Source organism: Benzoatithermus flavus, from assembly GCF_037908215.1.
GTDB lineage: Bacteria > Pseudomonadota > Alphaproteobacteria > Geminicoccales > Geminicoccaceae > Benzoatithermus > Benzoatithermus flavus.
Genome location: NZ_JBBLZC010000013.1, coordinates 1 through 23,306 on the forward strand (window position 1 = coordinate 1; position 23,306 = coordinate 23,306).

21 protein-coding genes are annotated in these 23,306 nt (G+C 66.7%); 15 read left to right on the top strand and 6 right to left on the bottom strand.

From position 1 onward, the window contains the following. Positions 1-1,635: PAS domain S-box protein (locus tag U1T56_RS13610; RefSeq protein ID WP_418160031.1), on the bottom strand; the 1,635-nt coding region annotated here is incomplete at its 3' end. 300 nt (positions 1,636-1,935) lie between these two features. Here U1T56_RS13610 and U1T56_RS13615 point away from each other — a divergent pair. From U1T56_RS13615 to U1T56_RS13670, 12 genes are all read left to right on the top strand, one after another. Further along, positions 1,936-5,691, top strand: a complete 3,756-nt coding sequence (locus tag U1T56_RS13615; RefSeq protein ID WP_418160032.1) for a nitrate reductase subunit alpha — start codon at positions 1,936-1,938, stop codon at positions 5,689-5,691. 13 nt (positions 5,692-5,704) lie between these two features. Next, positions 5,705-7,228 carry a nitrate reductase subunit beta gene (gene narH, locus U1T56_RS13620; RefSeq protein WP_418160033.1) on the top strand — a complete coding sequence of 508 codons (1,524 nt, stop codon included), beginning with the start codon at positions 5,705-5,707 and terminating at the stop codon, positions 7,226-7,228. A gap of 2 nt (positions 7,229-7,230) precedes the next feature. Next, entirely contained in the window at positions 7,231-7,923 is a 693-nt protein-coding gene (gene narJ, locus U1T56_RS13625; RefSeq protein ID WP_418160034.1) for a nitrate reductase molybdenum cofactor assembly chaperone, read from the top strand. Positions 7,924-7,926: 3 nt separating this feature from the next. Beyond that, positions 7,927-8,700 carry a respiratory nitrate reductase subunit gamma gene (narI, locus tag U1T56_RS13630; protein ID WP_418160035.1) on the top strand — a complete coding sequence of 258 codons (774 nt, stop codon included), beginning with the start codon at positions 7,927-7,929 and terminating at the stop codon, positions 8,698-8,700. A gap of 6 nt (positions 8,701-8,706) precedes the next feature. Further along, positions 8,707-9,222: a hypothetical protein gene (locus U1T56_RS13635; protein WP_418160036.1), complete on the top strand. Its 516-nt coding sequence runs from the start codon at positions 8,707-8,709 to the stop codon at positions 9,220-9,222. A gap of 27 nt (positions 9,223-9,249) precedes the next feature. Further along, positions 9,250-9,990, top strand: coding sequence for a carbonic anhydrase (locus tag U1T56_RS13640; RefSeq protein ID WP_418160037.1), 741 nt, complete (start codon positions 9,250-9,252; stop codon positions 9,988-9,990). After that, on the top strand, positions 9,972-10,274 hold the full coding sequence (locus U1T56_RS13645; protein ID WP_418160038.1) for a hypothetical protein: 303 nt from the start codon (positions 9,972-9,974) through the stop codon (positions 10,272-10,274). Before U1T56_RS13640 ends, U1T56_RS13645 begins: the two co-directional genes overlap by 19 nt. A gap of 9 nt (positions 10,275-10,283) precedes the next feature. Beyond that, complete coding sequence (locus U1T56_RS13650; RefSeq protein ID WP_418160039.1) at positions 10,284-10,697, top strand: carboxymuconolactone decarboxylase family protein; 414 nt, start codon at positions 10,284-10,286, stop codon at positions 10,695-10,697. A 25-nt stretch (positions 10,698-10,722) separates the two neighbouring features. Beyond that, on the top strand, positions 10,723-11,922 hold the full coding sequence (locus U1T56_RS13655; RefSeq protein ID WP_418160040.1) for an NnrS family protein: 1,200 nt from the start codon (positions 10,723-10,725) through the stop codon (positions 11,920-11,922). Positions 11,923-11,974: 52 nt separating this feature from the next. Beyond that, complete coding sequence (locus U1T56_RS13660; protein ID WP_418160166.1) at positions 11,975-12,151, top strand: type II toxin-antitoxin system HicB family antitoxin; 177 nt, start codon at positions 11,975-11,977, stop codon at positions 12,149-12,151. 215 nt (positions 12,152-12,366) lie between these two features. Then, a complete protein-coding gene (locus U1T56_RS13665; RefSeq protein ID WP_418160041.1) occupies positions 12,367-12,822 on the top strand; it encodes a (2Fe-2S)-binding protein in 456 nt (151 codons plus the stop codon). Between the two features lie 3 nt (positions 12,823-12,825). Further along, positions 12,826-15,063, top strand: coding sequence for a xanthine dehydrogenase family protein molybdopterin-binding subunit (locus tag U1T56_RS13670; RefSeq protein WP_418160042.1), 2,238 nt, complete (start codon positions 12,826-12,828; stop codon positions 15,061-15,063). A 7-nt stretch (positions 15,064-15,070) separates the two neighbouring features. Here the strand turns inward: U1T56_RS13670 and U1T56_RS13675 are convergent, their stop codons facing one another. The 3 genes from U1T56_RS13675 to U1T56_RS13685 all read right to left on the bottom strand — a co-directional run bounded on the left by U1T56_RS13675 (position 15,071) and on the right by U1T56_RS13685 (position 16,552). Continuing rightward, the gene (locus tag U1T56_RS13675) at positions 15,071-15,955 is read right to left on the bottom strand and encodes a rhomboid family intramembrane serine protease (protein ID WP_418160043.1); all 885 of its coding nucleotides are present in this window, start codon (positions 15,953-15,955) and stop codon (positions 15,071-15,073) included. Positions 15,956-16,093: 138 nt separating this feature from the next. Continuing rightward, positions 16,094-16,348 (bottom strand): hypothetical protein, encoded by a 255-nt coding sequence (locus U1T56_RS13680; protein ID WP_418160044.1) that lies wholly within the window; start codon positions 16,346-16,348, stop codon positions 16,094-16,096. A 9-nt stretch (positions 16,349-16,357) separates the two neighbouring features. Beyond that, positions 16,358-16,552: a hypothetical protein gene (locus U1T56_RS13685; RefSeq protein ID WP_418160045.1), complete on the bottom strand. Its 195-nt coding sequence runs from the start codon at positions 16,550-16,552 to the stop codon at positions 16,358-16,360. Positions 16,553-17,128: 576 nt separating this feature from the next. Between U1T56_RS13685 and U1T56_RS13690 the strand changes: the two genes are divergently transcribed. Beyond that, positions 17,129-18,346 (top strand): tyrosine-type recombinase/integrase, encoded by a 1,218-nt coding sequence (locus tag U1T56_RS13690; RefSeq protein ID WP_418160046.1) that lies wholly within the window; start codon positions 17,129-17,131, stop codon positions 18,344-18,346. Between the two features lie 267 nt (positions 18,347-18,613). Here U1T56_RS13690 and U1T56_RS13695 read toward each other — a convergent pair whose 3' ends face one another. Further along, the gene (locus tag U1T56_RS13695) at positions 18,614-18,859 is read right to left on the bottom strand and encodes a KilA-N domain-containing protein (RefSeq protein WP_418160047.1); all 246 of its coding nucleotides are present in this window, start codon (positions 18,857-18,859) and stop codon (positions 18,614-18,616) included. 124 nt (positions 18,860-18,983) lie between these two features. Between U1T56_RS13695 and U1T56_RS13700 the strand changes: the two genes are divergently transcribed. Then, a complete protein-coding gene (locus U1T56_RS13700) occupies positions 18,984-19,175 on the top strand; it encodes a hypothetical protein (RefSeq protein WP_418160048.1) in 192 nt (63 codons plus the stop codon). 249 nt (positions 19,176-19,424) lie between these two features. Continuing rightward, positions 19,425-21,356: a DEAD/DEAH box helicase family protein gene (locus U1T56_RS13705; RefSeq protein WP_418160049.1), complete on the top strand. Its 1,932-nt coding sequence runs from the start codon at positions 19,425-19,427 to the stop codon at positions 21,354-21,356. Between the two features lie 345 nt (positions 21,357-21,701). Here U1T56_RS13705 and U1T56_RS13710 read toward each other — a convergent pair whose 3' ends face one another. After that, on the bottom strand, positions 21,702-22,841 hold the full coding sequence (locus U1T56_RS13710) for a hypothetical protein (protein WP_418160050.1): 1,140 nt from the start codon (positions 22,839-22,841) through the stop codon (positions 21,702-21,704). Positions 22,842-23,306 lie beyond the last annotated feature (465 nt).

Sequence of the window (23,306 nt, forward strand, 5' to 3'; positions counted from 1 at the left end):
GACCACCGCCCGGAGATCGACCGCCTGCTGATCGCTCGCCCCGAGCAGGGTCGAGAGGCGTACCAGCGTGTCGAGCCGGCCCAGAAACGCCGTCTCGAACGCCTCCGGCGTCGCGCTGTGGCGCAAGGACTGGATCGCCAGCGAGCGGACCAGCGCGAAGCTGTTCTTGATGCGGTGCACGAGCTCCCGCATCAGGAGCTCGCGCTCCTCCTCGGCCCGCTTGCGGTCGTCGATGTCGGTGGTAGCGCCGAACCAGGCGACGATGCGCCCTTCGGGCCCGCGGACCGGAACGGCGCGGGTCAGGAACCAGCGATAGACGCCATCGAAGCGCCGGTTGCGCACCTCGACCTCGTAAGGCGTGCCTTCCGCGAGCGCCCGGCTCCACGCCGCGAGGCAGCGCTCACGGTCGTCGGGATGCAGCACCAGCTCGGGCCAGCGCGTGGCGTTCTCCTCGGGCGTGATGCCGACGTAATCGAACCAGCGGCTGTTGGCATAGGTGATGGTGCCGTCGGGGGCGGCGGTCCAGATCATGTCGGGCACCGTGTCGGCGAGGAGGCGGAATTGCTCCTCGCTCGCGCGCAGCGCCGCCTCGCGGTCCTCGAGCTTGGCCGCCATGGCGTCGAAGGCCCGGCCCAAACGGCCGAACTCCGAGCCCTGGTCCCGGAGCCCGACGCGGGCGGCATAGTCGCCCTTGCCCCATGCTGCCGCGACCTTCAGAAGGCGGTCGACCGGTCGGCTGACGAACCAGCGCCCGCCGACATGGGCGGCGAGCAGCGCCAGAGCCAGACCCGCGACGATGAGGGCGAGGTCCTGGCGCAGGGCTTCATCGAGATCGGCCAGCGCCGCCTCCTTCGACAGGCCGACGGTGACGAGGAGATTGTTGCCGCCCGTGGGCGGCACGAAGCCGGCGATCCGCCATACCCCGTCGTGGCCGGCACCCTCGGTGGTGCCGGACTGGGTGGCGGCCAGCATCCAGCGGAATCCGTCCGTGATCGGGCTGCCCACGAGTTCCGGATTCGGCCAGCGGACGAGGATCGTCCCGCCCTGGTCGGCGATCGTCACCGAGCCGCCCGGCGGCCACTGCTTGATCTTGAAATAGTCGGCGAGCCAGTCGACCCCGATCCCGAGCGCCACCGCACCGGCGCGCTTGCCGCCCGCATCGGCAAAAGCCATCGCTACCGGCAACTGCCAGGCACCGCTGCCGCGGGTGGCGACGAGCCGGCCCACCGTGAGCCGGCCCGATGTCAACGTATCCCTGACGTAGGTGCGCTCACCGTCGTCCGTTTCCGGCGGCCGGTCGCCCTGCGTGCAGAACGGGCGGCCGGCGAGATCGACCGCCATCAGGTCGCGAAAGGGGAAGCCCGGCGTCCCGGTGAAGCTCGCGAGGTAAGCCGAACAAGCCGGGCCGTTCAACTCCTGCACCGCCGGCTGATGGGCGAGGGCCAGCAGGAAGATCCGGGCGCCGTCGATGATCCGGTCCATCTCGCCGGCAGTGAGCCGTGCCAGGCGCAGGGCCTCGGCGTGAGCGCGCGCCTCGCCCTGGCGCCGCAGCTCCAGCTCGTGATGGAGCTGGATCCCGAGCGCCGGCAGCATGGCCGCGAGGACCAAGAGATAGAGACGCGCAACGAGGCTCATGCTCGGCGTTTCCCTGCTCCTCCCACTGCGGCTCCGCTGCCGCTGCCGTCCGGACATCGCGCCATCGTGCCGGGACAGCATAGCACGGCCGGGGTGGTCGGGCTCTCACGTACGCTTATTGATATATATCAAATCATGCAGCCAAGAATCATAAGTATATTCCCGATAAAAATTGTGGCTTTCCGCCGCGCCGCGTTCTCGGAGATCCGGCCGGTCCGCTTGACTTGAATCAACGGGCCTCGCGGCGATCTCGTCTAGGTTCCGCTCCGACTTATCGTGGATCCGGGCGCGGAGCTGAACATGAGCCACTTTCTCGACCGCCTGACCTTCTTCAAGAAGAACGTCGACAGCTTCTCGAACGGTCACGGCGTGGTCACCAACGAGGACCGGCGCTGGGAGGACGGCTATCGTCGCCGCTGGCAGCACGACAAGATCGTCCGCTCGACCCACGGCGCCAACTGCACGGGCTCCTGTAGCTGGAAGATCTACGTCAAGGACGGGATCGTCACCTGGGAGACCCAGCAGACCGACTATCCCCGCACCCGGCCCGATCTGCCGAACCACGAGCCGCGCGGCTGCTCCAGGGGCGCTTCCTATAGCTGGTATCTCTACTCGGCGAACCGACTGAAGTACCCGATGATCCGCTCGCGTCTCTTGCGGATCTGGCGCGAGATGCGCGCGAAGCACCCGGACCCCGTCCGCGCCTGGGCCGAGATCGTCGAGAACCCGCACTGGTCGAAGCGCTACAAGGAGGTGAGGGGGCTCGGCGGCTTCGTCCGCGCCGACTGGGACGAGGTGCAGGAGCTCATCGCCGCTGCCAACGTCTATACGGCGAAGACCTACGGGCCGGACCGGATCGTCGGCTTTTCGCCGATCCCGGCCATGTCGATGGTCTCCTACGCCGCCGGCGCCCGCTATCTGTCGCTGATCGGCGGCACCTGCATGAGCTTCTACGACTGGTACTGCGATCTGCCCTGCTCGTCCCCGCAGACCTGGGGCGAGCAGACCGACGTGCCGGAGTCGGCCGACTGGTACAACTCGACCTTCCTCGTGCTCTGGGGCTCCAACGTGCCCCAGACCCGCACCCCCGACGCGCACTTCTACACCGAGGTCCGCTACAAGGGGGCGAAGTCGGTCGTGGTCAGCCCCGACTACTCCGAGGCCGCGAAATTCGCCGATCTCTGGATGAGCCCGAAGCAGGGCACCGACGCGGCGCTCGCCATGGCCATGGGCCACGTCATCCTGCGCGAGTTCCACCTCGAGCGGCAGGTGCCCTACTTCCGGGACTATGTCCGGAAATACACGGACATGCCGATGCTGGTGCGGCTCGTGCCGCAGGACGGCCGCTACGTGCCCGAGCGGTTCCTGCGCGCCGCCGATCTCGAGGGGGCCCTGGGCGAGACCAACAATCCCGAGTGGAAGACGGTCGCCATCGACGAGATCACGGGCGAGCTGGTCTGCCCATCAGGCTCGGCCGGCTATCGCTGGGGCGAGCAGGGCAAGTGGAACCTCGAGGAGAAGGAGGGTAGGGAAGGCCGGGACGTCCGGCTCCAGCTCTCGCTCCTGGGCACGGGCGAAGTCGCGCCGGTGGGCTTTCCCTATTTCGGCAGCGGTCCGCAGAGCCCCTACTTCACCGGCACGAAGCACGATGCGGTTCTCGTCCGCAACGTACCGGTGAAGAAGCTCGATACGGCCGAGGGCCCGGTGCTGGTGGCGACGGTCCACGACCTGATCCTCGCCCATTACGGCCTCGACCGGGGCCTGGGCGGCGGCAACGTCGCCAGGTCCTACGACGAGGACGTGCCCTGCACGCCGGCCTGGCAGGAGAAGATCACGGGCGTGCCGGCCGAGCAGGTGATCGCGACCGCGCGCGAGTTCGCCGCCAACGCCGAGAAGACGAACGGCAAGTCGATGGTGATCCTGGGGGCCGGTGTGAACCACTGGTACCACATGGACATGATCTATCGCGGGATCATCAACCTTCTGGTGTTCTGCGGCTGTGTCGGCCAGTCGGGCGGCGGCTGGTCGCACTACGTGGGGCAGGAAAAGCTGCGGCCGCAGTCGGGCTGGACGCCTCTGGCCTTCGCCCTCGACTGGCACCGCCCGCCGCGGCACATGAACTCGACCAGCTTCTGGTACGCGCACACCGACCAGTGGCGCTACGAGACGCTCGGCGTGAACGAGATCCTCTCGCCGACGGCGGACAGGAAGCTCACCGGCAGCATGATCGACTTCAACATCCGCGCGGAGCGGATGGGCTGGCTGCCGAGCTCGCCGCAGCTCGAGGTGAACCCCCTGGCCTACAGCCGGAACGTCGGCGGCACGGCCGAGGAGATCAAGGCGCGGCTCGTCCAGGACCTGAAGTCGGGTGCGGTCCGCATGGCGTGCGAGGACCCGGACAACCCGAGGAACTTTCCGCGCAACCTCTTCGTCTGGCGCTCGAACCTCCTGGGCTCTTCGGGCAAGGGTCACGAATATTTCCTGAAGCACCTGCTCGGCACGCAGCACGGCGTTCAGGGCAAGGATCTCGGCGAGGAAGGCAGGCAGAAGCCGGAAGAGGCCGTGTGGCGCGACGAAGCGCCCAAGGGCAAGCTCGATCTCCTGGTCACGATCGACTTCAGGATGAGCACGACCTGCATGTACTCGGACATCGTGCTCCCGACCGCCACCTGGTACGAGAAGAACGACCTCAACACCTCCGACATGCACCCCTTCATCCACCCGCTCTCGAAGGCGGTGGACCCGGCTTGGGGCTGCCGGAGCGACTGGGAGATCTTCAAGGGGCTGGCCAAGGCGTTCAGCAAGGTGGCCCATGGTCATCTCGGGACCGAGCGCGACGTGGTGCTGGTACCCTTGCTCCACGACACGCCGAACGAGCTCGGCCAGCCGTTCGAGGTCAAGGACTGGAAGAAGGGCGAGTGCGAGCCCGTGCCCGGCAAGACGATGCCGGGCATCGTCGTGGTCGAGCGCGATTACGTGAATACCTACAAGAAGTTCACGTCCTTGGGTCCGCTCCTCGACAGGCTCGGCAACGGCGGCAAAGGCATGAACTGGGAGACCGGCCACGAGGTCGAGTTCCTGAAGAGGCTCAACGGTGTGGTGACCGAGGAGGGCGTCTCCAAGGGGCGGCCCAGGATCGAGACCGACATCGACGCCTGCGAGGTGCTCCTGACCCTCGCACCCGAGACCAACGGCGAGGTCGCGGTCAAGGCGTGGGAGGCCCTGGGCAAGGCCACGGGCCGGGATCACACGCACCTCGCCCGGCCGCGCGAGGACGACAAGATCCGCTACCGCGACGTCCAGGCCCAGCCCAGGAAGATCATCAGCTCGCCGATCTGGTCCGGCCTCGAGAGCGAGAAGGTCAGCTACAACGCCTGCTACACCAACGTCCACGAGCTGATCCCCTGGCGGACGCTGACCGGACGGCAGCAGCTCTACCAGGATCATCCCTGGATGCGGGCGTTCGGCGAGGGCTTCGCCGGCTACAAGCCGCCGATCGACACCAAGGCGGTGGCACCCCTGCTGGAGAAGCGCAGCAACGGCAACCCCGAGGTGGTGCTGAACTTCATCACGCCGCACCAGAAGTGGGGCATCCACAGCACCTACACCGACAACCTCCTCATGCTGACCCTGAGCCGCGGCGGCCCGATCGTCTGGATGAGCGAGGAGGACGCCCGCCGCGCCGGCATTCGGGACAACGACTGGATCGAGGTCTTCAACGCCAACGGCGCCTTGACCGCGCGCGCGGTGGTCAGCCAGCGGGTCAAACCCGGCATGGTGATGATGTACCACGCGCAGGAGAAGATCGTGAACGTGCCGGGCTCGGAGATCACGGGTGCCCGCGGCGGCATCCACAACTCGGTGACGCGCGCGGTGACGAAGCCGACCCACATGATCGGCGGCTACGTGCAGCAGGCCTACGGCTTCAACTACTACGGCACGGTGGGCTCGAACCGCGACGAGTTCGTGATCGTGCGCAAGATGGCGAAGGTGGATTGGCTCGACAAGCCCGCGGACGACGGCAAGGCCGTCCGGGCGGTAGCGGCGGCCGAGTGAGGAGGCCCGGAAGATGAAGGTTCGTGCCCAGATCGCGATGGTCCTCAACCTCGACAAGTGCATCGGCTGCCACACCTGCTCGGTGACCTGCAAGAACGTCTGGACCAGCCGCGAAGGTGTCGAATACGCCTGGTTCAACAACGTCGAGACCAAGCCCGGCATCGGCTATCCCAAGGAGTGGGAGAACCAGGAGAAGTGGAAGGGCGGCTGGGTTCGCAAGCCCAACGGCCGAATCGAGCCCAGGCAGGGGCCGAAGTGGCGCATCCTCGCCAACATCTTCGCGAACCCCAATCTCCCCGAGATCGACGACTACTACGAGCCCTTCACCTTCGACTACGAGCACCTGCACACCGCACCCGAATCGAAAGCGATGCCGACGGCACGCCCCCGCTCGCTCGTCACGGGCGAGCGGATGGAGAAGGTCGAGTGGGGCCCGAACTGGGAGGAGATTTTGGGCGGCGAGTTCGAGAAGCGCTCGGCGGACGCCAACTTCAAGGACATCGAGAAGAAGGTCTACGGCGACTTCGAGAAGACCTTCATGTTCTATCTGCCGCGCTTGTGCGAGCACTGCCTGAACCCGACCTGCGTGGCAAGCTGCCCCTCGGGGTCGATCTACAAGCGCGAGGAAGACGGCATCGTCCTGATCGATCAGGAGAAGTGCCGCGGCTGGCGCATGTGTGTCTCGGGCTGCCCCTACAAGAAGATCTACTACAACTGGAAGTCGGGCAAGGCCGAGAAGTGCATCTTCTGCTATCCGAGGATCGAATCGGGCGAGCCCACGGTCTGCTCCGAGACCTGCGTGGGGCGCATCCGTTATCTCGGTGTCGTCCTTTACGATGCGGATCGGATCGAGGCCGCGGCTTCGGTTCCGGACGAGAAGGATCTCTACCGGGCGCAGCTCGACGTCTTCCTCGACCCGAACGATCCTCTCGTCCAGGCCGAGGCCAGGGCCGCCGGCATCGCCGAGGCCTGGCTCGAGGCGGCCAAGATCTCGCCGATCTGGAAGATGGCGATGGAGTGGAAGATCGCCTTTCCGCTCCATCCCGAGTACCGCACGCTGCCGATGGTCTGGTACGTGCCGCCGCTCTCGCCGATCCAGCACGCGGCGGAAGCCGGCCATATCGGCTTCGACGGCGCCATCCCCGACGTCTCGTCCCTGCGCATCCCGGTGAAGTATCTCGCGAACCTGCTCACCGCCGGCGACGAGCAGCCGGTCGTGGAGGCGATCCGCAAGATGTTCGCCATGCGCATCTTCATGCGCGGCCGCCACGTCGAGGGCCGGGACGACGCCTCGGTGCTCGAGCAGGTCGGGCTCACCCCGGCCCAAGTCGAGGACATGTACCAGACCATGGCGATCGCCGACTACGAGGACCGGTTCGTCATTCCGACCGTGCATCGCGAGATCACCGAGAGCGCCTACGAGCTCCGCGGCGGCTGCGGCTTCAGCTTCGGCAACGGCTGCGGCGGCTCGAGCGAGGTGGGCCTGTTCGGCTCGCTCAAGCGGCCGAAGGTCAAGGACCCGGCGGAGGTGATGTGACCATGCGCACCTTCAAGGCCTTGGGTGCCATCCTCGACTATCCGACGGCGGAGCTGCAGGCGGCGATCCGCGAGATCGAGGCCTGCCTCGTCGAGGAAGGCGTCCTCTCGAGCCGGCAGCTCCGCGCCCTCGCCCCGCTTCTCGACCGGCTCGGCGACGGCGATCTCCTCGAGCTGCAGGAGGAGTGGATCGCACTCTTCGACCGCTCGCGGCGGCTCGGGCTCCATCTCCACGAGCACACCTACGGCGAGAGCCGCGACCGCGGTATGGCGATGGTGCGGCTGATGCAGCTCTACCGCCTGCACGGGCTCGAGCTCGTCAAGGGCGAGATCCCGGACTACCTGCCGGCGTTCTTGGAGTTCCTGTCGCTGGTGCCGCTAGCGTCCGCGCGGCGGATGCTGGCGGATGCGGTGGCGATCCTCCTGATCCTGGCCGAGCGGCTCGAAGCCAAGGGCTCGCCTTACGCGGCCCTGTTCACGGTGCTCGCGGCCTTGAGCGACCGCAAGGCCGCGAGCGAGGAGCTCGAGGCCTTGCGGAGCGCCGCCCCGCCCGAGGTCGACAGCCTGGAAGCGCTCGATCGCGAGTACGAGGAGGCCCCGGTCGAGTTCACGAGCTCTTCCGTCCTCCAGTCCTGCCCCTACAGCGCCGATGCCGCGAAGGCGTCGCGCGCCACGATCCAGCCCAGCGGAGCCTGAGCCATGAACCCCGTGCTCAACCATGCTCTGTTCAGCGTCTATCCCTACATCGCGGCGGCCTCGCTGTTCCTGGGCTCGCTGCTCCGCTTCGACACCGACCAGTACAGTTGGCGCTCGAAGTCGAGCCAGCTCCTGCGCACGCGCCAGTTCGCGCTGGGCTCGAACCTGTTCCACTGGGGCATTCTCGTGATCTTCGTCGGCCACTTCGTGGGCCTCCTCACCCCGGTCGAGCTGTTCCATGCCTTCGGGATCAGCAACGGCTTCAAGCAGGTGATGGCGGCCGGGGTCGGCGGCGTCGCCGGGCTCATGGCCTGGGTCGGGCTCTCGATCCTGCTGCACCGCCGCTTTTCGGACGTCCGCATCCGCAAGACCTCGAGCTTCAGCGACAATCTCGTGATCGTGCTGCTCTGGGTGCAGCTCACGCTGGGTCTGATCACGGTGCCCTACTCGCTCGCCCATCCCTCGGGCGAAGAGATGGTGAAGTTCATGGCGTGGGCGCAGAGCATCGTCTACCTCAAGCTGGGTGCCGCCGAGCACGTCATGGATGCGCCTTTGATCTTCAAGCTGCACCTCGTGCTGGGCATGACGATCCTGCTGCTCGCTCCTTTCACCCGGCTCGTCCACATCTGGTCGGCGCCGGTCTGGTATCTGATGCGGAGCTGGCAGATCGTCCGCACGAGGAAGCGCTTCCAGTCCAAGCCCGTGGCGAGCCCGGCGAAGGCGTCGACCCCGGTCGCTCCCCGGCCGGTCGCACCCGAAGCCGTCCCGGCGGAGTGAGCGATCATGGCCAAGACCACCATCTTCGCCGCCCGGCACGAGCACCGGCCGCAGCGCAAGGCGGCACCCAAGCCGAAGCCGGCTCCCATGCCGCCCGTCCTGGTCAACGGCACGGCGATCCCCGAGGCCGAGATCGGCCGCGAGCTGCAGTACCATCCGGGCGGCTCGCTCGCGCAAGCCTGGCAGCGGGCGGCCACGGCCCTCGTCGTGCGCGAGCTTTTGCGCCAGCGCTGCGAAGAACTGGGTATTCGGGGCGGAAGCGAGGACGAGCGTATCGACGCCCTGCTGCGCGCCGAGGTGACCACGCCGGAGCCCGACGAGATCACCTGCCGGCGCTGGTACGACCAGAACCGCCACAAATTCGCCGGCAGGGAATTTCCCGAAGCAAAGGCTCTTGTCACCGCGTACTTACGTGACATGTCGTGGAGCACCGCTTGCAGCCAGTATGTCCGGCTGCTGGTGGGGCGCGCCCGGATCGAAGGCCTCGACCTCGAAGGTGCCGAAAGCCCGCTCCTCCAGTAGGCCGGCGAAGAGGGACGAATCATCGCCATGCCGAAGCCGATCACGCGTCTGATCAAGGGTTTCGAGGCCTTCCGGAGCCAGCACTTCGAGCAGGATCCGGAGCTGATGCAGAGCCTCGCCACCGAGGGGCAGCGCCCCGAGGTAATGGTGGTAGCCTGCTCGGACAGCCGGACCGATCCCGCGATCCTGACCTGTGCCAGGCCGGGCGATCTCTTCATCGTGCGCAACGTGGCGGCGATCGTCCCGCCTTACGATCCGAAGCGGAGCCCGCAGGGCACCAGCTCGGCGATCGAGTTCGGGGTGCGCGGGCTCGAGGTCCAGCACATCGTCGTGATCGGCCATGCGCAGTGTGGCGGCATGCGCTTCCTGGCCCAGCAGGCGAGCGCGCCGCAGCGCGACGGCGGCGGCTTCGAGTTCCTGGGCGGCTGGGTGCGCATCGCCGAGCCCGGCCTCAAGAGCGTGCTCGGGAGCGCCATCCCGGAAGCGGCGCGAGGCCCGGCGATCGAGCAGGCCGGCATCCTGAACAGCCTGCACAATCTCATGAGCTTTCCCTGGATCCGCGAGCGGGTCGAGGCCGGGCGGCTGGCGCTGCACGGCTGGTACTACGATCTCGCCTCCGGCCGGATGCTGGCGCTGGATGCCGCCGCCGCCCGCTTCCTGCCGACGCAGGGCGATGCCCGGCCGATCGTCGGCCACACACCGCTGCCCGACTTCGCCCGTTTCGCCAGGTGCTATGGACCCGACACGTCATGCTGCTCGGCCGCCTGATCAAGGAAGCGCTGCAAGGCCAGGCCCGGTTCGTGGCCGAGCTCGCGGCGGAGGATGCGCCGCTCGCCCGCCTTCTCGCCGAAGGTGCCGCGTGCCGGGGCACCTCGCCCGAGGCCTATCTCGCGCAAGCCGTGCAGGACTTCCTGGCCGAGGACGACGACGAGGCCTGGACCACGGTGACGAGCGCGCTCCAGGGCGATCGGGCGCCGGGTGCGGCTTTCCTTGCCGCCGTCGTCCGGCGCCGGCTGCGCCTGGATGGGGTGAGCGAGGCCGCTGACGACTGAGGGAACTGCATGGTACGGTTCTTCCTCGACCACGCGGCGGGCGAGATCCCGGCCCGGTCAGCAAGGGAGCCCATCATGCAGCAGTCCATCGGCAGCCGCGACGCGGCCCCGGACACCTTCAAGGCCTTCACCGACAAGTACGGCGAGATCGCGGGCTTGTGGGAGGGGCTGGCGCAGGCCGTCGACAAGGCCGGCCCGCTCGACACCAAGATGCGCGAGCTCGTCAAGCTCGGCATCGCCGTGGGCCAGTTCCACGAGACGGCGGCCAGGAGCCACATCCGCCGTGCTGTGGCCGCCGGAGCGGATCGTGCCGAGCTCGAGCAGGTGGTCCTCCTTTCCGCCACCATGTGCGGCCTGCCGCGCGCCGTCGCCGGCTGGCAATGGATCGACGAGGAGCTGCGGCGCGCGGCCCAGACAGGTTGATTCGAAACGAGAGAGACATCCGACGATGCGACCCGAGGTCGAGCGCCTCCCGCCCGTGCTGCAGCACGGCTTTCGTCCCTTCTTCCTTTTGGGCGCCGTCTGGGCGGTGCTCGCCTTGGCACTGTGGCTCTCGGCCCTCGCCGGGGTCACGCTGCCGACGGCCATGGAGCCGCTCGCCTGGCACCGGCACGAGATGCTGTTCGGCTACATCTCGGCCGTGATCGCGGCCTTCCTGCTGACGGCCGTGCCGAACTGGACCGGCGGCTTGCCATTGCGCGGCAAGCCGCTCCTGTGGCTCGTGGCGCTCTGGCTCGCGGCCCGGCTCGCGGTGCTTGCCGGCGCCCGGCTCGGCCCCTGGCCCGGCCTCGTGCTCGACGTGGGCTTTCTTGCGGTGCTGGCGGGCGTTGTCGCCCGCGAGATCGTGGCCGGCAAGAACTGGCGCAACCTGCCGGTCGTGACGCTCGTGAGCCTCTTGGCGCTGGCCGATCTGCTCTCGCATCTCGAGCAGGTCCTGACCCTGCCCTGGGACATGCTGGGCGACCGGCTCGCGATCGGCGCCGTCGCCGGTCTCGTGGCGCTGATCGGCGGGCGGATCACGCCGAGCTTCACGACGAACTGGCTGAAGGCGCGCAAGGCCCAGGCTCTGCCGGCGCCGGTGAGCCGGCTCGACAATGGGGTTTTGATCCTGACCGCCCTGGCACTCCTCGCCTGGTTCTTCCTGCCGGAGAGCGCCATTGCCGGGCTGCTCCTGCTCGCGGCCGCCGTGGGTACCGCCGCCCGTCTCGCCCGCTGGCAGGGTGCGGCCACGACGAGCGAGCCGCTTCTTCTCATCCTTCACGTCGGCTACGCTTGGCTGGCCCTGGCCTTCGCCCTCTTCGGCCTCGCCGCCTTCGGCATCGTGCCGCGCTCGGCGGCGCTGCACGCCATGACCGCGGGTGCTTTCGGCACCATGACGCTCGCCGTGATGACCCGCGCCACGCTGGGCCACACCGGCCGCGCGCTCACCGCCGACCGCTGGACGAGCGTGATCTTCGTGCTCGTCAATGTCGGTGCGCTCGCGCGCGTCCTGGCCTCGCTCGTGCCCGCGGCCTACACACCGGCCCTCCACCTCGCCGGCCTCGCCTGGGGTGGCGCCTTCCTGCTCTACATCCTGCACTACGGCCCGATGCTGCTGGGCCCGCGCCACGTGGCCAAGACGGGGGGAGCGCCGGCACCGGCGCGGTGAGGGGCAGGCGCATGGCCGCAACCTGTTCTGGTCGGACGAGGACGCCTGCTGAATCGCGGACGTGCCGGATCTGAAGTTCTGCTCGGCCCATGGGGGCAAGCCGGAAGAAGCGCTGGCCGAGGTCAAGGTCGCCAGGCAGGCATGGCTCGAAAGTGCCCGCGAGCATGGCGACCCGATCCCGGAACCACGCTATCGCCCGGCCATCTACGCTGCCCGGAGAGTCGCATAAAAACGACCACTCCCGCCTGGGGCGGCGCCTTCCTGCCCTACATCCCGCACTGCGGCCCGATGCTGCTGGGGGCGCGCCACGTCGCCAGAACGGGCACGCCGACGGCCGAGCGCATGGCTGCCATCGCAAGACACACGTGACGTTCCGCTAGGGCAGGAACAGGCATCCGGTCTATGGTCTGCCCTTTCCTCGCAGGCAGGCGTGGAGAGGACCGGATGCTCACCCTCAAGATCAACGGCAAGGCCGTCGAGGTCGACGCCGAGCCCGACACACCCTTGCTCTGGGTGCTGCGCGACCATCTCGGGATGACCGGCACCAAGTATGGCTGCGGCATCGCCCAGTGCGGGGCCTGCACCGTCCACGTCGACGGGGTCGCCACCCGCTCGTGCCAGCTTCCCGTCGAAGGGGCCACCGGTGTCGAGATCACCACGATCGAAGGCCTCGGCGGCAAGGTCGGCGAGGCGGTGCGGACCGCCTGGCAGAAGCTCCAGGTCGTGCAGTGCGGCTACTGCCAGTCCGGGCAGATCATGGCGGCGGCGGCACTCCTCGCCGAGAACCGGAAGCCCGGCGACGCCGACATCGATGCGGCCATGACCAATATCTGCCGCTGCGCCACCTACCAGCGCATCCGCGCTGCCGTGCACCACGCGGCCGAGCTTCTGGAGGCCTGAGCCATGCTGCCTCTCGCCAATCTCCTCCCGGAGTCCATGGCGTCGGCGACGAGCCGCCGCCGCTTTCTCGTGGGCGCCGCCGTGGCGGGTGCCGGGCTCACGATCGGCTTCGGCGTGCCCGGTGTGGTGCGCGCGGCCGGGCCGCAGGGCACGCCCGATACGGCGGTCCAGCCGTTCGAGGCCTACCTGCGCATCGCTCCCGACAACACGGTGACGGTGCTCGCAGCGCATCTCGAGATGGGTCAGGGCCCCTATACCGGCATCGCCACCCTCGTCGCCGAGGAACTGGATGCCGACTGGAGCCAGATGCGCGCCGAGGGGGCCTGGGGCAATCCCAAGCTCTACGGCAACCTCGCCTGGGGCGGCAACGTGCAGGGCACGGGCGGCTCGACGGCGATGGCGAGCTCATTCATGCGCTACCGCAAGGCCGGGGCGCTGGCACGCTCGATGCTGGTCGCGGCGGCGGCCAAGGAATGGAGGGTGCCGGCCGAGGAGATCAAGGTCGAGCGCGGCGTGCTCTCGCATCCTTCCGGCAAGCGCGCCACCATGGGCGAACTCGCGGACGCAGCCGCACGGATCGGCGAGGAGATGCTGGCGGCGATGCAGCCCGCGACCGAGGTGCCGCTCAAGGATCCCGGCAGCTTCAGGCTCATCGGCGACCCGAGCCTGCCGCGGCTCGACAACGTCGCGAAGACGACGGGAGCGCCCGTCTTCACGATCGACGTCCGGCTGCCCGGCATGCTCACGGCCGTGGTGGCGCACCCGCCGCGCTTCGGCGGCAAGGTCAAGAGCTTCGACGCCAGCGAGGCGCGGAAGGTCAAGGGCGTCGTCGACGTGGTCGAGATCCCGCGCGGGGTCGCGGTCGTGGCCGAGACCACCTGGGCGGCGATCAAGGGACGGAACGCGCTGAAGGTGGAATGGGACGAGAGCGGGGCCGAGCGGCGCGGCTCGGACCGGCTCCTCGCCGAATACAAGGCGCTGCTCGATCGAGCCGATGGTGTGGCCGTGGCCAGGAACGACGGTGATGTCGAGGCGGCGCTCGGCAGCGGCAAGCGGCTCGAGGCGGTGTTCGAGTTTCCCTACCTCGCCCACGCCGCGCTCGAGCCGATGAACGCGGTCGCCTGGAAGCACGACGGGATCGTCGAGGTCTGGGGCGGGCACCAGATGCCGGACCTCTACCAGGCCGTGGCGGCGAAGATCGCCGAGCTGCCACCGGACAAGGTGCGGCTGCACGTGATGATGGCGGGCGGCAGCTTCGGCCGGCGCGCGACACCCGATGCCGACGTGATCGCGGAAGCCTGCAGCATCGCCAAGGCGATCGGCTGGAAGGCGCCGGTCAAGCTGCAATGGACCCGCGAGGACGACATGACCGCCGGGCGCTACCGCCCGATCTACGTCCACAAGCTCGAGGCGGCGCTCGACGACGAGGGCCGGCTCGCCGCCTGGCGCCAGCGCATCGTCGGCCAGTCGATCATGAAGGGCTCGCCGTTCTCGGCCTTCGTCAAGAACGGGGTCGATCCGACTTCGGTCGAAGGGGCCAGCAACCTGCCCTATGCGATCCCGAACTTCCGGGTCGAGCTGGTGACGACCGACGTCGGCGTGCCGGTACTGTGGTGGCGCTCGGTCGGCAGCACGCATACGGCCTATGCCGCGGAAGTGTTCGTGGACGAGCTGGCGCACGCTGCGGGGCAGGACCCGATCGTGTTCCGCCTCGCGATGCTGGGCGACGACAAACCGCGGCACCGGGCGGTGCTGGAGGCGGTGCGCGACGCCTCGGGCTGGGGCTCGCCGCTGCCGGAGGGCCGGGCGCGCGGCGTAGCACTCGCCGAGAGCTTCGACAGCTACGTGGCGCAGGTGGCCGAGGTCTCGCTCGAGGGCGACAGGCTGCGCGTCCACAAGGTGACGTGCGCGGTCGATTGCGGCATCGCGATCAACCCCGACGTCATCAAGGCACAGATGCAGGGCGGCATCGGCTTCGGGCTGGGGGCGATCCTGAAGGGCGAGATCACGCTCGATGGTGGCAGGGTGGTCCAGACCAACTTCGACGGCTACGACGTGTTGCGGATGAGCGAGATGCCGGAGGTCGAGGTCCACATCGTGCGGTCGGGCGAGCCGCCGACGGGCGTGGGCGAGCCCGGCGTGCCGCCGATCGGTCCTGCGGTCGCGAACGCCGTCATGGCGCTCAGCGGCAAGCGGATGCACGTCCTGCCGTTCAGCCGGAGCGATCTCAGGAGCGCCTGAGCCGCCGCTACCCGGCGTGGCCCAGCGCCAGGAGCCATGCCGAGACGACGAGGCCGCACGCGATGGCGCCATAGATGGCTTGCGCGCGCGGCCCGCGCGGGATGCGGCTTCCGTGGTGGGCGAGCAGCAGGCCCAGCGTCACGCCGGTTCCGAAGCCCGCGACGTGGGCACCGACGGCGGTGCGCTCGCCGCTGGTGCCGAGCTGGACCAGAAGGAGGACACCGGCCGCGAGCGGCGCCCAGCGGCGGACTCCGCCGCGCCACGGCACGACCCCGGCCCGGCGCCAGTAGCCGGCGAGGATGCCCAAGGCCGCGAACAGCGCGGTGGAAGCCCCCACGGCGGTGTGCTCGGGCGTGCTGAGGAACGCATCCAGCGCGTTGCCGAGCGCACCGCCGACGAGGATCGCAAGCCACGCGAGCCCTGCGCCCAGGAGCTGGGTTGCGAGCAGGCCGAAGGCGATGCCGGCGGCGAGGTTACCCAAGAGATGGACGGCATCGGCATGGAGGGTGAGCGCCGTCACGGTCCGCCACCAGGCTCCTGCACGGATCAGGCCGGCCTGCGCGGCGCCGGCCGCGGACCAGTCGATTCCGAGGAGCCGGCGCTCGTCGGCGCCGTGAAAGAACAGGAGGATCATGCAGCAGAAGAGGGCGGCGCCAAGCCCGTGGAAGGCCGCGGATGGCTCTGCCCGTGGCTTCGGTGCGGGCACATTCTCGTGCGCGTAGAGCTCGAGCTCGCGCCGCGCCCGCTCGACGTCCGGTGCCGCCACGAGGAGCGACACGCCCCAGCCGTCGCCGACGAGGCGGTAATCGACCCCCACCGCGGCCAGCACGAGCGCCAACGGCTCGGCATCGGCGCGTCGCCTGAACCGGCCGATCTCGACGAGATCCGTCATGCGGCTGCTGCCCGCTCCTTCGATGCCGCGGCACAATGACAGCGGCTGCGAGCCAGATGTGGTCTCGCAGCCGCGGGCGGCGAACCCCGAGCGGAGATGTCGGCCGGCCGCTCGGCGTCGCAGGGCTGGGCCTCGGGTCTAACCGCGCCGTGGGCGTCGGGTCGGGCCCGGGAACGACACCCGGACCAGCGGCGGCAGGTCGACGATCCGGCCGGTCGCGTCCTGGACCGTGCCGTAGATCAGCAGGCCATCGTCGCGAGGATCCTCCAAGATCCCCGTGAGGGCCCGCGACGCAGCCAGCCGGCGGGCGAGAAGGCGGCCGGCGGCCAGGGCTGCGGTCTTGGTGCCGTAGGTGGTCGTGGTACCCGTGGCATGATCGAGGACCTGGGGCATGGTCGTCCCTCAGGCCGGCTGCAAGATGCCGTGCCCCGGTGCCGGCTGACCGGCGGTGGCTCGCTTGCGCTGCCGCCCGGCCGCGACCTCGAGCGGCTCGGCCGCGATGTCGCACGCCTCCTGCTCCCAGCAATCGATCGCCTCCTGCAGGCTCGTGCACGCCTCCTCGAGCCTACGCCGCCGCACGATCCAGATCACCTTCATCGCACCCTCCAGAGCATGGTTCCGGGCCAGCGCCGAACTCCTTCAGCCTGCCGCAGGAGGCCGCGCCGAGCTGTGCGTCGAGTCACTGGAAGGAGGATGATCACGAGCGAGAAGCACGAACGGTCCGTGATGGCAGCGGGGCAGCCATCACGGGCGAGCGCGCGCCCGAGTGGAGGATCGTCGTGCTGCCAGCCCAGCCGGAACAGGCCGGAAAGCACGGCGTGGCTCCACCGGCGCTCCCTGGCCGGCCAGAGCGCAGACCTCGACCCACCGCCAAGGACGAGGGCGCTGGGCAGGTCGAGACCAAGAAGTTGCGCGAAGAGAATGAATGATGGTGGAGCCGATCGGACTCGAACCGACGATATCCTGCTTGCAAAGCAGGCGCGATGCGGAAGTCCAACTGGTCCATCGCCCCGGTTCGGCCCGGAGTTTCCTTTGAGAGACAAGGGGTTGCCGCTCTGGGCAGGACACGCGCCATGAGCCTCTGACCCCCACTGTCTGGCTCCTCGTTGCTCCACCAGTGCTCCACGGCTGCTCCACGAGGGACGGCCTGGAGCCCACGCAACGGGACCGGACATGCCTCGCAGTGCAACTGCTAAGGTCGCAAAGCGACGTATCACCACCTCGAAGATCGCCAGCCTCCAGCCCGGCGAGGAGTTGCGGGACGATGCTCTCCCTGGGTTCGGCATCAGGGCTCACGCCTCGGGTGCCACATGGTTCCTCTCGTACAGCCTGCCCACGGGGCAACGCCGCAGTGGAACTGCTAAGGTCGCAACGCGACGCAGGCTGAAGCTCGGGACCTACCCGGCGACCACGCTCGCTGAAGCCAGGGGCAGAGCCCTGGAGGCCAAGCGGCAGATCGACCGTGGGGAAGACCCTGGGGCCAAGCCCGAGGTCGTCACCCTTCAGGAAGCCTTCGGCCACTACGCCAAGACGTACCTCGCCAGGATGAAGACGGGGGAGGCCATCGAGGCCGACCTGAAGCGTGACCTGATCGCCAGCCTGGGTTCTCGACCTCTGGCCTCCATCACCAGGGCCGATGTCGCCAAGGTGCTCGACCGAGTGGAGGCCCGTGGGCCGGTGATGGCGAACCGGGTGCTCCAATACGCCAAGGCCATGTTCGGCCGCTTCGTAGAGCGAGGGCTCATCGAGAAGTCGCCCGTGGCCACCCTGCGGAAGCGCGTGAAGGAGACCGCCAGGGATCGGGTGCTGTCCGAGGAGGAGTTGAAGGCGCTTTGGCAGGCTTGCGACATCGAAGGCTCTTGGTTCGGATCGTTCGTGGAGGTGCTGATCCTGACCGGGATGAGGCGGGGTGAGCCTCTGGCGGCGAAGGTCGAGGGATCGCCAGTGCCCCGTGTGCTCGTCTTGGATGACCCGAAGCAAGGCGTGGCCCACAGGGTCACTCTGCCCCGGCAGGCTGTCCCTTCGGCAACCCGGCTGTACCGCTTCTGTGGGCACGCGCGGGAGGCCAAGAGGCTCGGCTGGGGAACGCGGTGGATCAAGCTCCTGAAGCTCGCAGGGCTCCATGGAAGTGGGATCACGATCCACGATTTACGCAGGACGTGGGCGACTACGGCAGCCAGGATCGGGGTGGACCCGCTCATCATCGAGCTGTGCCTCGGGCACGCCCCCAGTGGCGTCCTGGGGAGGATCGGAGCGGTCTACAACCGCCACTCGTACACGGATCGGTGCGCCGAGGCATGGCAGCGGGTGGCCGACCATATCGCGAGCGTGGTGGGTGATGATGACGAGGTGCTACCCAAGGTAGCCGAGTGCCGCGCTAGGCACGGCTGAAGCAGCACGAGGGGGGCTGTCTTGGTGCCATGACAGCCTACCCCGGCCAGCGCCCCGCAGCTTCCACAGCCCGAAGCGCAGCAGTCCTCACATGCGGGGGCGAGGACCCTTCGTGCGCTTCGCTGTGCTGTAGGTGCTCGCTTCGCTGTGCCGAGCTTAGCTCTGCGCGAGCGATTACATCCTGTGGATAAGCAATGAGTTTCCTTTTGATGCCAATTGGTTAGTCACCATTTTTGCGGAAAATTTGCACTTATAGAGAGAGGGCGATCATGGATCAGCGCTTCCTTGAGGATGCGCCCAGATACCCTGTGGCTTACCCTTACCGACGACGGTCTCGGTCAAGGGGTGGGATTTTCCCACCGCTTCCCGAAGCGCCGCTATGTACTCGACCGTGGAAGGCAGGCGCATGAACTCAGGCACCCGCTTCCCGAAGTGCTGCGCCGCCTTGGTCATGTTGAACCAGCCATCAGGGCGCTTATTCCTCCTTAATAGACAAGAGCGGCAAAGCCGCAAGATCGGCGAAGCCGAGACGCTGCTTTCTGAACGAGAGCTTGCTCGCTTCGCTGTGCGGGAGCGACGCTCTCCCCTTTTTTGTCAGACCAGAGATCAACGCACAACGAGACGAAGGAGACGGAAGATGAACGCATACAAGTTGCCAGACCGTGTGACCATCCGATTGACGATGGAGGACCGGGATATACTGGCCAAGCTCGCCAAGGACATGCTCGACCGTGGACGCATCTTCGTGAACGCCACGGATGTCCTGAAGCAGGCCCTTAAGGTCGCCCACGGGCAGCTTGAGGCAGGCACGAAGGGCAATCTCGGATGAGGACATGGCGAGGCTGAAAGCCGCAAAAGCGCCGCTCTGGCAGAGCCAGACACGAGCAGCATAGCTGCGTAAAGACACCGGGGCCTGCTCAAAAACGAGCGATCTTGTCCTAGAGAGAAGAGATCGCGTTTTCTGAAGCCGCCTACCGGCATTCCAATACCATTGCTTACGATGAGGGCCTGGGGCCGTCCCCGGGCCGACTTCGCACGTCCATAGCTCAGACGAGCCTCAACTGAAAGGGATCACCCTGTGTTCGACTTCAATACTATCCGCTCGACCTTCCACACCCTTCGGGTCGCCCAAGTGACGGGCCACAAGGGCAGCCATACCACCTTCGATGCGAAGATCGATGGCCTGATCTGGCGCGTCTCGGAGCTTGCCCTGAAGGACCGCCTTGAAGGCAAACCCCGCATCCGCGTGGGGAGTGCGCCTACCGGCTCGGGCAAGACCATGGCATCGCTGGCCCTCGTGGCTGCGGGGATCATGACCGATCCGACCTTCACGGCGGGTCTGGTCGTGGAGCAGATGCGGCAGGCAGACGACCTCTACCGTCACCTCCTCAAGCTCCTGCCCAAGGAGCTTCACGGGGCGGTGGCCGTGTTCACGTCGGCCCATGACGCAGAGGGCGACTACCTCGACGATGAGGACGCCAAGATCGACCTCGGGTTCATCCCTGCCGCAAGGTTCACCCGTGAAGACCTCAGGAAAGCCCGAATTGCCATCGGGTGCCATCAGAGCTTGCTCGGGTCGAGCCACAAGAACGGCATCGGTGGGCTGACCTTCTGCGGAGACGAACGGCGCTCCATCGTGTTCGTTGACGAGACGCCTACCTTGGTCTCGATCTTGGCGGTTGACCCTACGGCCCTCACAGACGCCTGGAAGCTCGTTGACGACTACGACAAGGCGCATCCTTGGCTACCCCTCTTGGCAGCCGTCAAGGATCGCGCTCAGGCCATCTTCCAGGCCGCAGCGAATGGCCCGGCCTTGGATGCGCCCCAGCTTGTGACGGAGGACGACGACGTGTCCGTGATCGGCAAGCCCGAGATCGGCTCCCTGTTGCGGTTCGTGCCAGCCCACGTGAAGGACCGTCATGCAGCGGCAGAGGGCCTTGCGGTCGTCCTTGAATTCATCAAGACGGCCCAACAGGGCTACACGTTCTTCTACCGGCAGCCGCCCAAGGAGTTCGTCGCCTACCGCCTCAACTTCCGACCCTTCCCCGGTCTCGTGATCCTCGATGCGACAGCAGACCTCGCCAACATCGAGATCATGGCACCTGGGCTGGAGCGAGTGGCGGCACCTAGGGTCGATTACCGGAACCTCAGGGTCTACCACCTGACACCCCCGGAAGGTCTCCGTGGCAACCTGACCACCCTTTTCGAGAAGGAAAGCAACTGTCGGAAGTACGCCGCTTGGGTACGCCAGATGGTCGCCACTCACACCACACCGGGTGAGACCGTCTTGGTCATCGTCAAGAAGAAGCTGGTCGAAGGGAAGCACATCCCGGCTGCCCACAGCCTTGAAGACGCCTGGGAGGTGGATGGCAGGCGTGTCCTGGTGATGACCTGGGGGGCTTACATCGGGGCCAATTGGGCGAAGGAGGCGACCACCGTGTTCCAGTTCGGGGAGTTCTGGCCGAGGAAGTCGGTTGTGGTCGGCACTGTCCTTGGTCTCCGTGGGCAGCGGTTCAAGGACGCCACCGATATCGGGTCTGCCTTGGGCTCGACCATGACCGGAGACTACGCCACCGTTCGAGACAACCATCTCTGCCGATGGGCGGCACAGCTTGCGGCCAGAGGCTCCATGCGAGTGATCGACCAAGATGGGGTGGCGTCCCCTATGCGCCTCTTCGTCACCATGCCTATCGAGAGGGCCGTTAGGCTCGTCACCGAGGTATGGCACGGGGCGAGGCCCCCGGTGATCCTCGGGGGCGAGCAGGAGGGGGTGACCAAGATCGACCGCTTGGCCCGGCTCCTGGCGACCACCGAAGATGGTGTCCTTTGGTACCCGGAGTTGGCGAAGGTGATGGAGGTCGAGGTGAAGCATCTGGTCGGGATGCTCAAGAACCCGAAGGTTGCCACCGTGCTGAAGGCCTATGGTTGGCAGGAGGCCCGGCGGAAGGACTTCGGCTTGGCTGGTAAAGGCAAGGGTCTGTGTCGGCTACCGTCGCTACTCGCGGCTTAAGCCGAAACCTATCACTTACCCAGAAGCTCCCCGTGGGAGAATGATAGGTTTCTCCGACCTTGGTCGTCTCAGCATGAAGAACATTTTTGCTTGAGAAACTAGGCATTTACGCAAGAAGACCCTGGGTTCTTTCTGCGTGACTGCCTACTTTCTTCAGGGATTGCTCGGTCTCGTTTGCTGAGATGTGGGGTTACGCAGGAAGACCCAGTGTGCCTTGCGTAATCCCACAACTCTCGACCCAGAGGTGGCCCGAAATTCCAGGCTGTGGGCCACTGCGAGGAGTACTGCGCAATGACCTCGGTCCTTACCCACTGGCGTTGCACTCACAAGAAGAAACGAGTGGTGTCAACCATCTTCGACATCACAGCTCTCTGCGAAAGCGTTCAGGAACTCAGGTTTGAGGAACTGGAGGAAGTTCTTCGCCACAGACACCTGGGAACGAAGCTCCTCGAAAGAGATGAATTGACACATCTCTGACATGGGTGGTGTTAATCTGGCGAATGTTGGCCTGTTGACTTCTGTCATCACTTTGGCCCGCCTCTCGCCTGGAGCAACAATGTACAGTGGTATGTTCAGATTGGGTTGCATCGTGATCAGGTCGGACATCCGAAGCAAGCCAGAGAAGACTGAGGTGGTACTCTCGATCTCAAAGGCTGCTTGAATGGAATTGCCTTTCAGCCATAGAACATCAATCAGCTCAATCGTCCTGGTGGTCGCCTCATCGAACTGAAGGGGTAGGGTTGGCTTTAACCTAGGCAGAGAAGTGAACAGATTACCTTGAAATGACTTGCCTCGATCATTCTTGGCCACCCAGACATCAAGGCCCATGTCGTTGCCGAGCTTGAGAAGCAGCCATTGTATCTCGGTATGGGCCGTCGCTTCCTTGACTTCAGCCTCGGCAGAGGCAATCGGCAGATGGCCGTTCAGTGGTGGCGGCGGCACCTCCTCGGGTTCATCTTCCGGGATCGTCACGAGCCCACCCTTGGCCGCCTTCAGGATGGGGGGCGTCTTGTAGAGCTTTGTCGCATCAAAGGGACGCTCCACAGGGTTCTTCACTGCCTCAAGAACGGCAGCGACGACAGCAGCTCCATCCTGTGGTTTCCATTTGTATGGCGATCCCCGAAAGTGCCCGGTCCATGCGTGGGGGCTCTTGAGGTTCTGGAAGACGGAGAGCTTGTCCTTCAGCTCGATCACCGGAACGGCCGTAGTTGGCTCCAGCTTCGCAACCAGCTTCACCGGGATGCGGGCGGGGAAGTCGCCTGCCGTCCAGATTGGTTTGGCGTCCTTGAAGGCCGAGCCGACGACCTCCAAGAGGCCGATCCAGCGAGACACCCCTGTCAGGTAGCAGAGAAGGATGTCCCCCTTGTTCATCTTCTGAACGTTGTTCCAGCGTTTCTCGCGGAAGCCCGAAACGTTGGCTCCAGCGGCGAGAAACTCCGTCCACGTCTCATAGGTGAAAAGGTCGAGCCAATAGGTGGGCTGCACGGTGCATCTACCTCCTGGGCGGAAGTAAGCGGAACCGTAGCTCGCCGTCGAGCCGTTCATAGGTTAAGGCGACCAAAAGGCACGCTTCAGCTCCTTCAGTGTCTTATCCGGCACTCTGTTCAGTCGAATGACACCCCGCCTCGGTAACCAGGAGCAAGGGCTGCCGCTCAGACCCAAGGGTTCCAGCCAGGGGAGGTATGGAGCCTCCTGCAGGAAAAGATACTCCCCCCCTTTCTGTGAGGACCGGGGGTGGGGCCTACCGGGCTGCCCTCGTGGCTGCCATGATTTCCGAGAGCGTTCGCTTCAGCCCAGCCTCTAACACCAACACCACCAACGAGCAGCGAAAGCGTCTCTTTTTGAAGACGGGGGTGGGGCCGGGGGCCAGCCCGCAGGGGTGTCACTGGAGCCTCCTTAGATGGGATCGCTCAGGCTGGCACTTGATCCTCACCGATCCGGCTCTGGCGC